Source organism: Ruegeria sp. G10, assembly GCF_056533645.1.
Window position 1 is genome coordinate 279269 of record NZ_JBQFOQ010000001.1, and the last position, 11589, is coordinate 290857.

At 55.6% G+C, this 11589-nt stretch carries 10 protein-coding genes; 6 read left to right on the forward strand and 4 right to left on the reverse strand.

Going from position 1 to position 11589, the window contains the following annotated elements; all coding sequences use genetic code 11:
- Nucleotides 1–32: 32 nt before the first annotated feature.
- Together ACR0KM_RS01325 and ACR0KM_RS01330 are read right to left on the reverse strand one after the other, a co-directional pair.
- Nucleotides 33–1973: a type I secretion protein gene (locus ACR0KM_RS01325; RefSeq protein WP_480857058.1), complete on the reverse strand. Its 1941-nt coding sequence runs from the start codon at nt 1971–1973 to the stop codon at nt 33–35.
- A gap of 130 nt (nt 1974–2103) precedes the next feature.
- Entirely contained in the window at nt 2104–4530 is a 2427-nt protein-coding gene (locus tag ACR0KM_RS01330) for a hypothetical protein (RefSeq protein WP_480857056.1), read from the reverse strand.
- A 520-nt stretch (nt 4531–5050) separates the two neighbouring features.
- Between ACR0KM_RS01330 and ACR0KM_RS01335 the strand changes: the two genes are divergently transcribed.
- Both ACR0KM_RS01335 and ACR0KM_RS01340 read left to right on the forward strand, forming a co-directional pair.
- Nucleotides 5051–5902 carry a response regulator transcription factor gene (locus tag ACR0KM_RS01335; protein ID WP_480857055.1) on the forward strand — a complete coding sequence of 284 codons (852 nt, stop codon included), beginning with the start codon at nt 5051–5053 and terminating at the stop codon, nt 5900–5902.
- The gene (locus ACR0KM_RS01340) at nt 5886–6392 is read left to right on the forward strand and encodes a hypothetical protein (protein ID WP_480857053.1); all 507 of its coding nucleotides are present in this window, start codon (nt 5886–5888) and stop codon (nt 6390–6392) included. The genes ACR0KM_RS01335 and ACR0KM_RS01340 overlap by 17 nt, the downstream gene beginning before the upstream one ends.
- A gap of 991 nt (nt 6393–7383) precedes the next feature.
- Here the strand turns inward: ACR0KM_RS01340 and ACR0KM_RS01345 are convergent.
- Entirely contained in the window at nt 7384–7884 is a 501-nt protein-coding gene (locus tag ACR0KM_RS01345) for a hypothetical protein (protein WP_480857051.1), read from the reverse strand.
- On the opposite strand from ACR0KM_RS01345, the gene ACR0KM_RS01350 reads away from it, so the two are divergent.
- Nucleotides 7852–8550 (forward strand): hypothetical protein, encoded by a 699-nt coding sequence (locus tag ACR0KM_RS01350; RefSeq protein ID WP_480857050.1) that lies wholly within the window; start codon nt 7852–7854, stop codon nt 8548–8550. The two genes, ACR0KM_RS01345 and ACR0KM_RS01350, sit on opposite strands and share 33 nt — an antisense overlap.
- Nucleotides 8551–8591: 41 nt before the next feature.
- On the opposite strand, the gene ACR0KM_RS01355 is transcribed toward ACR0KM_RS01350, so the two are convergent.
- Nucleotides 8592–9053 carry a DUF6538 domain-containing protein gene (locus tag ACR0KM_RS01355; RefSeq protein WP_480857049.1) on the reverse strand — a complete coding sequence of 154 codons (462 nt, stop codon included), beginning with the start codon at nt 9051–9053 and terminating at the stop codon, nt 8592–8594.
- A 233-nt stretch (nt 9054–9286) separates the two neighbouring features.
- Here ACR0KM_RS01355 and ACR0KM_RS01360 point away from each other — a divergent pair, with 233 nt between their 5' ends.
- The 3 genes from ACR0KM_RS01360 to ACR0KM_RS01370 all read left to right on the forward strand — a co-directional run bounded on the left by ACR0KM_RS01360 (nt 9287) and on the right by ACR0KM_RS01370 (nt 11546).
- Entirely contained in the window at nt 9287–10471 is a 1185-nt protein-coding gene (locus tag ACR0KM_RS01360) for a tyrosine-type recombinase/integrase (RefSeq protein ID WP_480857047.1), read from the forward strand.
- Nucleotides 10471–11232, forward strand: a complete 762-nt coding sequence (locus ACR0KM_RS01365) for a hypothetical protein (protein ID WP_480857045.1) — start codon at nt 10471–10473, stop codon at nt 11230–11232. The genes ACR0KM_RS01360 and ACR0KM_RS01365 overlap by 1 nt, the downstream gene beginning before the upstream one ends.
- 116 nt (nt 11233–11348) lie before the next feature.
- A complete protein-coding gene (locus ACR0KM_RS01370) occupies nt 11349–11546 on the forward strand; it encodes a helix-turn-helix transcriptional regulator (RefSeq protein WP_480857044.1) in 198 nt (65 codons plus the stop codon).
- Nucleotides 11547–11589: the final 43 nt, after the last annotated feature.

Below are 11589 nucleotides of genomic sequence, written 5' to 3' on the forward strand. Positions count from 1 at the left end.
AACCTTTGGGTCACTCGTAATGTACGGAAAACTCAGGCCAGCATTGACTGCAGGCCATCCGAAGCGGTCGCCATCTCGCTTGGCGTCAGGTCATTGCCCTTCGGTCCGATATCGGCACCGTGACCAGGCATCCCCATTTCATCCATCAGGGCTGCAATGGCTTCGTTCGTCATCTCTGTAATATCTTCGTTGGTGGGCATGTCGATCAGGCTGGCCTGATGCAACAGCAGGTCCGAATATGACCCGTCCTGCGCCATCACCACCGAGTCGACCCCGGCCTTGGTCACGTTGGCAGCGTTCAGCAATGCGTTGCTGCCGGCGATCACCTCGGTCGCGGACGCGCCTGGTCCATCCAGATGCACATCATCCTGATCGGCCAGCTTGGTCTCTTGCTCGACAACATTCAGCTGAACCAGTGACCCATCAACCTTGAGGACACGCATCTGCTCCATTCCGGCGAACATCGGATCGTTCATCAGCGCATCTTCCAGCGCCTCCATGTCGGATTCCTGTAACGCCATCGCGTCGGCCATCGCACTTTGCATCGCCTCGTGCGTATCGTCCCCTTCCGTGAGCAGCGAGACCTCGTTCATGACAAGGTTTTCGTCGGTCCCTTCCATCGGTTTCGGCAGGCCGCCGGTCACGATGTCATCATCCATCAGCACCAGCGTCTGGACAAAAGAGTCGACCGAGATCATGTCGCCATCCACCATGACCAGATCGTAGTAGCTGCCAAGCTGCAGAATGTCGGTCACATCGACCATTTCATTGTCGCCCAGCGCATAAAGCGTGGTCGTGGCGGAAATCTCGGTGTCGATATGGTCAATATCCGTAGCATCGATGCTTTGCTTGACGAAATTCGCCACGATGAGATCGCCGTTAATCCAATCGACATGCACGAGGCCCGGCGCATCGTCCCCTTCGCCCGAGATCCAACCGGCAGCGCTGCCTTCGACCTCGATCGACGAGGACTGAATGACTTTCGTACCGGAGCCGCCATTTGTGCCCTTATCAATATCCGAGACGACTGCGACCTGACTGACCATTGTCAGTTCGATCGACTTGCCACCAACCGCAATGAAGGGCGCATCAACCCAGGCCACGGTGGCAGAAACAGCATTAATCGCCAGATTGCCCCCTACGATCACCTCATGGCCATCCGAAAACTCTGGGTCGGCGTCCTGATCCCATTCCACCGGGAATGGATTCGGAGTGGCATCTTCATCATCTTCCTCGGGCTGATGATACGCAGGCAGAAGGTCGTCCCACTCTGGCGCCTCATCCATATATTCGCCGTTGACGATCACGCCCATCGCGTCGTCCCCATGGAACTGATAGACAACCGCGCCCTCAACCTCGACCTGGATCGGCGAGAGCATGTCTTCGGCCAGCGTTTCGACATATTCGACCGACAGGTAGTCCGAGATCGAGAAAGATGGCGCAGAAAAGGCATGCAGTGAGGTCGCAACCTGCATCGCGGCCTCGGCCAGCGCCACAAGCTCTTCGGGATCGCGGAAGTCACCCTCGCCCACCACATCATTGTCGCGCAAAAAGATCGACTGGAAGGTGTAAGTGATCGCCGATCCGATCAACTCGGTCACAATCTGCGGCTCAAGGATTATCGTATTTTGCGCGGCCTGGCCGATGGCCCCATCCGGCAGCGGTGGCCCCGCCGCGGGCGGTGCAGCGAGAACCACATTGGATTGGAGATATGGCCCGTCAGGCGCAGGTGGAAGTTCAGGAGTGGCAGGGAGGCTGTCGATCAAATAAGACAGCGGCGCATATTTTCCGGGGTCCAGGTCAAGATCTGCCTTGACCGTAATCTTGAACGGATCTTCCAGTTCCTCCAGCTCGGCCTTGCGGCGCATAGCGGTGAACTCTTCATACTGATCCCTCAGCCGGGTTTGCTCAATCGTAAGATCAAAAGTTCCAATAAAGTGTGCAATTTTCTCGGTAACACTATCGAATGACATTTCGATGACCTCTAACTCCTTCACCGGCAGGAAATTTCCGGGTCTGGATTTGCTGGGCCGAGGCCACAGAATGCGGCCCCGGCGTTTTCATTAAGACGGGGGCCGAAAATACGGCCCCCGCGAATTGGTCTTAGACCTCGGTGTCGTCGCTCGAGTATGTCGAGGTCATCGAACCGCCAACCATGGTCGTATCGACCGAGTTACCAAGCACATTGGCACCCATGACGATCGATTGGTTGAAGGCAGATGTATCGACTACTGCGGCTGCGGATGCATAGGATTCGCCGTTGACGATACCGTCGCCACCGTTGTCCGAACCCCAGGAGCCGCCATTACCGCCAGCACCACCGGCGCCCGAATATGCACCGGATGCTTCGCCACCGGTGTTGATCGCACCTGTGGTTGCACCACCAGTAGACGTACCCATGACGTCACCGCTGGTGCCGCCATTCGATGCTGCTGCACCACCGGCACCGCCGTCACCCGACATCGCAGAACCTGTTGCGTCACCCGACGCCATCGAGTCCGCATCATTATCGGACGACGCATCACCACCGTATCCGGCAATCGCTTCGGCAAGGCTGTCGGCGTAACCATCGTTGGCTGCCTCGGCCCATGCTTCAGAGTCGCCGCCGTTTCCGGCTTCGTTGGTCGCGTCAGCCGAACCGGCACCGCTTCCGGCCGAGCTTGCGTCGGGGTTGGCTGTACCACCAGCGCCACCCGTACCTTCGGCCGATGCCATACCATCGCCGCTGGCGTCTGCCGATCCGTTGCTCGTGTTGGTTCCACCATTGCCACCAGAACCGTCTACGTCCTGATCGTTGTCGGCAGAGCCGTCGATATCACCAGGCGACTGCGTGATCACCGGTCCAGCAGCGTCTTGGTCACCAACACCTTGTGCTGCCGCATCCGTGTCGACAAAACCGCCACCGGCGCCGCCAGTGCCCGTACCACCGGTACCAGTACCACCAGTACCCGTACCGCCAGTACCGGTACCACCAGTACCCGTACCACCAGTACCCGTACCGCCGGTACCTGTACCACCGGTACCTGCACCACCGGTTCCGCCGTCTCCGCCGGTACCATTCGAGTTGCCATCTCCGGCTGCTTCGTCACCGTCAGGATCTTCTTCCTCTTCGACCAGCAGTACAGGGAATGCGAACCCTTCTTCTACCGAACCGGAATCTCCGCCGGTACCGTCACCACCATTGGCATTGCCACCAGAGCCTTCGCCACCGGAGCCTTCGCCGCCAGAGCCTTCGCCACCGGAGCCTTCGCCACCAGCACCTTCGCCACCAGCGCCTTCGCCGCCGGAGCCTTCGCCACCGGAACCTTCGCCGCCATCGGCATCATTCCAACCCATGGCGCCAGCACCAGCCAGACCCAAACCAATATTGCCTCCTGAGGAAGACTCGTTGGCTTCGTTGGTTCCATCGCTGGAGTTGTCTGCCGAACCATCGTTTTCGGCATCACCATCGCCACCATCGGCACCGTCGTTAGAAGCATCGGTTCCCGCCAGACCAAGGCCAGCAGCCAATGCACCCGAGGTGTTGTCACCACCGTCTGCATCGCCATCTGCGTTCGCTCCGGACAGGCCAAGACCCAGACCAAGACCAAACGATTCAGCGCTGCCACCGTCGCCACCGGTCGAGTCGCTGTCTGAGCTTGATTCACCATAGTTGTCGGCATTGGATTCGCTGTCGGCAGCTCCTCCTTCACCGCCAGTGCTGTCACCGTCCGAGCTGGCGCTTGAATGACCAAGACCCAGGCTTGCATTATAGGCATCGCCCGAAGACGCGCCGTCGCCACCGGTTGCAGCGCTGTCTGCGTTTCCGGAATGGCCGCCAAAGGCCAGCGAATGGCTGCCGCTGGTATCGCCATAAGCGTCACCACCGTAGCTCATGCCGCCATCACCAGAAGAGCCACCGTCGTTGTTTACGTCGATGCCATCCTCAGCATAGGCCTCGCCACCGTTGGCGTCGCCATTCTGGCTGAAGTCACCCGAGTTCGATACCGATGCGGTGCCCAGTGAGTCACTATCTTCCAGGCTGGCGTATTGCTGATTGATCGACGCAAAGTCGTTTCCGGGTCCATCCAGTGAGATATCGATATTGATATCATCGCCGGGATCATAATTGACGTCGTCGCCCGCCGTGATCACGTCACCGACGTCGCCATCGACATCTTCGATATCGACGTCAACCTTGTCATCGTCGCGCGGAATCCATTCTCCGCCTGAGAAATCAATGTCTACTGATGCGGTGTTGTTATTGGTGTTGCTGTCGTCACCACCGTTCGACTGCGAGTTGCTGTCATTGCCACCGTTGGTGTTGCTGTCATTGCCACCATTGGTGTTGCTGTCATTGCCACCGTTGGTGTTGCTGTCATTACCACCATTGGTGTTGCTGTCATCGCCCTGTTGCTGCTGTTGTTGCTGCTGCTGCAGGTCTTCAACAGCCATCTCTTCTTCTACTTCGACTTGCGGCTCGTCTACGATAGGATCCTGATCGTCGATGACTTCTTGGACATCGGTGATAGGTGCTACTCTACGTTCCATAATAAATTTCCACTTTTACTGAAGCACCAGACCGCCACTCATCTACAAAGCGGTTACAGGCGCGGTTGAAACAGACTTCGCGTACAGAGTGTCAAACTGGACACTCGCGCGGCAGTGAAGGTCTTCTGTCTGGTCAGCCCCCCTTTCTCGGCCCAGCCGATTCCATGACCACAGAAAATTCGCCGGAATAAGCGGCCGCGGGCATGTCAGGTTCAAAGATGCTTCTTCAATTGAAGCGCGATCATGGTCGCAGCGATGGGGGGGGGTGAATAGCTGGCCGAAAGTACTAAATGTGGCAACTCTTTGTTTAAATAATGGTTTTTTCAGAAACCGCCTTTAGACAAGGCATTTCGGAGGAAAAACGAGCAAATTTCGGCCTTGTCAGTATTTTATTTATAAAAAGCAATAAATTAACGGATATCGACAAAATCCAATACTAACCGAAAGTTCTATGGCACAGCACCGAAGCATGGCGTTCTATTGCTGAAATTCGAACTTTAAGTTATCATGAAGTTCTATTTTGAAGATTTTAGTTACCGTTGGGCGCCATCTGAATCTGTACCCGATTAGACCTTCAGCAGGTGGTGCGTTTATTAGTGGGGGAAGGACAATGAAGACCTCATTGCAAGATGACTCCCGTGGTCAGATTGAATACCCAGAAGACCTGACGATCACATTTATCGGTAAGGAATTATTCTATTCCAACCAAACTCTCAGAAGTGTCCAGAATGAATTCGGCGTCGTAGCGGCGCGCTACGAAACGATCGACGCGCTTCTGAGCGAGAGCGGATCTGCGCCGCCGGCCGAACGTATTATCGTGGTCGACCAGATGTTGATAGAGGATTTGCTGACCCGCCCGGGCGATTACGCAAAGCTGGCGCAAGACGGTTGTCTGGCGTTCGCATACCGTAAGAAAAGTTCGGCCAGATTCCTGTTTGAACACTGGCCGCGCGACCAGTTCGGCAATATCGGGTACCTTCCCATGAACGTCGCGCCCGATGTCTGGCGCGCCATTCTGCGCCTCTTGATGCACGAAGAACTGCACCTGCCCTGTTTCCTGGCAGATAGCGTTGCAGCCAAACAGGCGACCGCAGAAACCTCTATTGAAAACCAGCCAGCCACCCGGACACACGCGCCCGAGAAACTGCTGCTTTACGCCAAACTCACCCGCCGCGAGAAACAGGTGCTGAGACTCGTTGCACAAGGCAAAAGCAACAAGGCAATCGCCGCCAAGCTGGGCATCACCGAACACACTGTGAAACTGCACATGCACAACGTTTCGGGCAAGATTGATGTCAGCAACCGGACCGAAGCCGCCCATTTCTATTTCGAGGTCGCACCGAACGAGACGCGCAATGCCTCAGTTGGATGAGGCTTTCGAAACGCGGTTTGACCGGCTGATCCTTCTGGTCGGCCGGTTGAACTATATGTGGACGAATACGGAAAGCCTGCTGATCCATCTGATCGCCGGGCTGACCGGAGCCAACAAAGACGTCGCCGTCATCATCTTTCTGACCCTGAACACGACCCGCGCACGCATCGATCTTGTCGAGCGCCTCGCCAAGATGGAGGGTCGCCCTGCCGAGATTCGCGATCCGATCCTGGAACATACACAACGCTTGTTGCGCCTGTCGTCGATCCGAAACAAATACAACCACTGCATCTATTCCTTCGATCAGGAAAGCGGAAATCCCAAAACCATCCTGATGCGTATCGCAGACCGCAAGACAGACATCAAACTTGGGCGCGAAGACACCGTGGACGATGACGCGATGCGCGAAATCGAGGATGTAGTTGCCCGTCTCTCGACAGCCAACACTGACATCTGGGCCCTGATCAAGCGGCTTGGGTTTCCTGTCTGACCCATTCCGAACACCGATCCTGAGCTGTTGGGAAAAAGAAGGGCGCGCCTGATCACAGCGCGCCCTATTAAAAAGGGAGGATTATGAAAAACCAAACGCCCGAAACAAAAAAGAGGCGCTCACTCACTAACACCTCTCTTCTGACGCATATTGTCAGAGTTATCAGTGATGCAGTTCACATGCGTTCAAAACAAACTTGAGAAAGCTGTAGCGATCACACCGACCAGTACGACAGCGGGCGCCCGATGGCGGCGATCCCTTCAAGCACCGTAGGGCTTCTATCGAGACCAAAAACAAAGTCAGCGCCACCTATAGGCAGCAAATCTCTGACTAAGGGAAAACCCCAATTTCAGATATCAAAGACAGGTGTTAGTTTGACTTCAACGGATCGTTTTCAACGCTCCGACACCCCCTAGGAGAGAGGGGCTGGCCAAGACCCCCTCATCCAGCCCCTCGCGCCATCTTCACTCTCTACCATTTGTGAGACGATGGCTTGCTCCCCTAAAGGTGCCCTTTCAGGCATAGTGGAATCATAGCACGTCTCGCCTCAAAAATCTCCCCCTTTGCCAGAGATTCTTAGCCACGTCATCAGACTCCGAGATGGTCAGGAGCATTTGCTACGCCACGCCTCGAAAACGCGCTCGGGAACGATCTGAGAGTTTGGCAGGAAAAACGTGGTGCCCCCACACGGCTGTTCAGGTCTCCCTACAGGCACCGCATCAGCCGAAAGCCTCAGCAAAAACAGGGGTATCAGCATCAGCGAATCCCCGTCAACAGGCATCGCGTGTTCTACGGTATGTTCTACGGTGGCTGAGAGCCTCTGAGAGAGCCTGAGAGGGTCGTTCTGCTTGAAGGGCGGGAATGCACCCAGCCGTATCGAGAGGCGTCCACAGCGACTCCTCAGGACTCCTACGGTATGTCCCTGAAGCGGGGCGGGGGAGACCCACCCCACCGGGGGAAAACGCCGATGCGCACCTTATGGGTAGGGCGCTCAGATTTTTGACCCCTGAACATCCGGGGGCAACTCGACACCAGCAGCCGCAAAGAGCGGTAGTTCGGCTTGGAACGCGTTTGCCTTGCCTCGGGTGCCCGGTAGCTTGACCTCGACCAAACCCTTGTCTGACAGCCATAGCTTGAACAGCTCGTTGCCACGAACGGTCCTGTTGAAGTTGCTCCTGTCTCTGCAGCCGATATGGTCCATGACTTCTTGGAACAGGATGGGTCCAACTGGGTCGTCTTTCAGGCGCTGCTTGATGAAGGCGGCGGCTTGGGCGACCTTGCCAGTAAGAGCGGGACGGTTGGCAGGATACCAGCGCTTCACCGTCGCCCCAGGGAACCAGTCTCGGAGTGCAGCTTCGATGCCAGACCCCGCTGCCGCGATGATGTAGACGTCACCAGGCAAGCACTTGCCGCCAGAACATCCACGGGTGGCACCACGGCCAACGGCCTGCACGACGGCATGACCATGTTCGCCGAGTTCGACGCGCTTCACCACATCCTCAGGTATCCCATGCCACATGCACATGCTTTTGAATCTACTGCTGACCATACAGCGCATGTTTCTCACCCTGCCGCCGAACTGGTATGTTCTCTACATAGCTATGATAGAAGCGATACTGCTTCAGCTGACCTGACCACGTCGACCATGAACGAGGTCGTCAATACCCTGCACCATTACGGGCAAGACCTCTCCCACAACCACCACAACGCATTGCATAGCGTTATCCAGACCATGGCTGATATGGCGGAGGGGTCTGCAGAACGCCGTGTCTATGTGTCCAGCCTCGACCCTGGGATGGGAAAGACCACGTCGTTGATCGTCTTTCTACGACAGCTGATGCGATCTCATATTCACCAAGACGTTGCTGTCCTCGTTTGCCTGTCGCGCAAGGCTGAGATTGAGAGGATCGTTGAAGATGCTGGGTTGGATGAGGTCGACTTTGCTGTGCTGACCCGTGACGAGGAGGTCAATGCGTTGTCATCGACGCCGGTCGGTGAGGCACGTGTCCTCTTCACCACCCAGCAGATGCTTCTGTCTCGGCTTCGGGGAGGTCGCTTCGCCTCTGGTTGGGGCAGTCAGCGTGTCGCCGTGCTTGCCAAGACACTTCTGCCAGAAGACCTGGCTCCTGTTCTGGTTCTGGATGCATCTGCAGAGTGATGCCCCTACCAGCGGCACCTTACGCGAGCTTCCGGCTGTCTTCAGGCGTCGCCATCCGCCTTGCTGTAGCTTGTGATGACTTTGTCACCGCAAACGTCGATGACATAACCGCAAGAGCGTTCTGCCGCGCGGTGGAAAGTGACGGGACGATCATGGCCCTTCAGCCTAAGGTATATGGCCACAGCCTCCGATAGCTTGACCGTCTCCGGCATACTGGGAGATGCAGTCAACGACATGGGAGCAGCATTGGCGTTCTGCGCCAGTCGAAGCATGTGTTTGCCAGGTAGCTCGCTGTCCTTGATGCTCAAGTGATACCAATATTCGTCAAGCTGTTGTGCAGCTCTTGTAGCCCGCGATGCTGCAACTGAAGCTGATCTGGTTCTCAGTGAGTATGAGATTTTTGACGACGTATAGTGTTGCTTCAGGTCCTTCGGGACTCGTCGCACGAAGTAGAAGACGCCATCTTTGACAAATGAGTGAGGTGCAGTTTTGTTCTCCGCCATGTTCTACGGTAGCTCCATCCTGAGATAAAGCTGATGTCTTACAATGGCTTAGCGGATGTTATGGTGCCCCCACACGGCACCATAGACCTATTCCGAGTTGTTCCACCCTATTCCCAACTTTGAAAAACAATCAAATAAATCAAAGATATGGCTTTCTGATAACATTCCCACTTGTTCCACAATGATCCTTCCTATACCAAATATAGTAATGGGGCTGTAAGTGGGGCCAGAGAATGAGAGAATTGAACAAGCTGAGCGCAGCACAGATCAAAACCGCCCCTGCTGGCAAGTATGGGGACGGCGGCGGGCTGTACCTACACAAGCGCGATGTGATGCGCGGCAAGTGGCTTTTCTTCTTCACCATTGGAGGTCGCCGCCGGGAAATGGGGTTGGGGACCTACCCTAATATCACCCTAAGGTCCGCACGTGACGATGCACAGAAGTGGCGGGCCGTGGCCATGCAGGGGTTGGACCCGATCAAGCAGCGCGAAAAGGAAAAGCGCGAGGCCTTACGGAATTTACATATCCTGAGGGACATTGCCGAGGATACATTTGAGACCCGCAAGGCTGAGCTTAAGGGCGATGGCAAGGCTGGTCGCTGGTTCTCGCCCTTGGAACTTCACGTCCTGCCGAGACTTGGGCATCTGCCGGTTGCTGACATTGATCAGATCGACATTCGCGACACGCTCAAACCGATCTGGCACACCAAGGCGGCGACCGCCAAAAAGGCACTGAACCGGTTGGGCATTTGCCTCAAACACGCGGCAGCGCTGGGCTTGGATGTCGATCTGCAAGCCACCGACAAGGCCCGCGCCCTATTGGGGCAGCAGAGGCACAAGGAACAGCATATTTCCGCCTTGCCGTGGAAAGAGGTGCCTGCCTTCTATTCAAGCCTTGATGAGCAAACCTCAACGCATCTGGCTTTGCGCCTTTTGATCCTGACTGCAGTTCGGTCTCACCCTATCCGGTTCATCCGAGAGGATCAGATTGACGGGGATATCTGGACCGTGCCAGCGGAGGCCATGAAGGGGCGCAAGGGGGCCACAGAGGCTTTCAGGGTTCCTTTGTCGGATGAGGCGCTTGAGGTCATCCAGCAGGCCAGCACGCAGGCCCGAGACGGCTATTTGTTTCCCAGCCCAAAGCGCGGGGTCATCTCCGACGCGACTATGGCCCGCCTGATGGAACGCAGGGACATGGATTCTCGCCCGCACGGGTTCAGATCCAGCTTTCGGGATTGGGTCGCAGAGACCACGAACACGCCGCACGAGGTTGCTGAGACGTGCTTGGGCCATGTTGTCGGCGGCACGGTAGAGCGCGCTTACCGCCGCACGGATCACCTCGATCAGCGCCGGGTGCTGATGCAGCGGTGGGCGGATTTCGTGACCCAGAAACAAGCTGAAATTGTGAGGATTGGCTGATGTTTGCACCAGAAGGATTTGTGTCGATATTTGAAATTGGCGATCTGGTTAGAAGCTCGATACTTCAAAACAGCGCTAATTTAGATGGTGAATATGATATCGGGGGAAAGAAGGCGATAGCCATCAACCTAGTTCTTGCGCGCGCAAAATCGGGACTTCACGTATGTTCTCTTGAGGGCGATTTGTTCCGAGTTCCTCGAAAATTGGCTGCGTTTTCATCTAGTGAAGATGAAATTGGAAACGCCATGCAGGGGTTTTGGTACATCAATCACGGGACTGGCTTGGTTTGTGTTTCACGCGCGAAGACTAGAGCGACAAGGCTTGAAGAAAGGAAATCGAACCTTCGGGCTGAATTCAGAGTCGCGCGACGCCCTGAAAATCAAAAGACAGGCAAATTCGCTGAGAAGGCGCGCAGGAGACTTATCCGAATTAATGAACAGACTTCATCATTCGTTGGCTTCTTGCAGAATATTGAAGCGTTTGATGGTTTCTCACCATGCCTTAAAGAGGATGGATTAGAAAATCTGATTGAACAGGCAGTTTCAGATGTGTTGTCTGCTACTTATTCGGAACAAGAGATAGAAACTACAATCGGTAGACCTGCAAAAACTGAAATTGTAAGGCAAGCATTTGACGCCGTATTTCCAAACGGCAAAGGCAATGCAACATGGAAGCAGGTTTGCGTTCTGATCGAAGCCGAATGTGGAGTCGGAACATCAGTAGACACAGTTAAGCGTGCTCTTGGACTTAGAAGCGACTAAACTCTAAAGCGCAATAACGAGCAAAAGCCTACGCAAAACCCAACTATCGTTTTGCTTGTTTTGCGTGCGTTCTTGAAGTCCTGATCTCAACTTACCTTTCCCGCATGTTCCGATTCATGCAGGAGACAACAGATATGTTGGAAAAGCACTATCGCCGCACCGAAGTTGAGCAAATCACCGGCCTGAGCCGCAGCACCATCTACGACATGATGGACAAGGGCGACTTTCCACGGCCCGTGCGCCTCGGCACAAAGGCCGTTGCCTGGCCTGAGAGCGTGTTGGCCGAGTGGCTGCAACAGCGCCCCGCCGCCTAACGAGAAACCCGCACCTGACAGGCACAGGCGCGGGCGACAAGAT

Bases quoted from the DNA above. Each gene is read 5' to 3' on its own strand.
- ACR0KM_RS01355 (WP_480857049.1), bottom strand. From the start codon at position 9,053: ATGGCGGAGAACAAAACTGCACCTCACTCATTTGTCAAAGATGGCGTC.
- ACR0KM_RS01360 (WP_480857047.1), top strand. From the start codon at position 9,287: ATGAGAGAATTGAACAAGCTGAGCGCAGCACAGATCAAAACCGCCCCT.
- ACR0KM_RS01350 (WP_480857050.1), top strand. From the start codon at position 7,852: ATGACCATGTTCGCCGAGTTCGACGCGCTTCACCACATCCTCAGGTAT.
- ACR0KM_RS01325 (WP_480857058.1), bottom strand. From the start codon at position 1,973: ATGTCATTCGATAGTGTTACCGAGAAAATTGCACACTTTATTGGAACT.
- ACR0KM_RS01370 (WP_480857044.1), top strand. From the start codon at position 11,349: ATGCAGGAGACAACAGATATGTTGGAAAAGCACTATCGCCGCACCGAA.
- ACR0KM_RS01365 (WP_480857045.1), top strand. From the start codon at position 10,471: ATGTTTGCACCAGAAGGATTTGTGTCGATATTTGAAATTGGCGATCTG.
- ACR0KM_RS01330 (WP_480857056.1), bottom strand. From the start codon at position 4,530: ATGGAACGTAGAGTAGCACCTATCACCGATGTCCAAGAAGTCATCGAC.
- ACR0KM_RS01340 (WP_480857053.1), top strand. From the start codon at position 5,886: ATGCCTCAGTTGGATGAGGCTTTCGAAACGCGGTTTGACCGGCTGATC.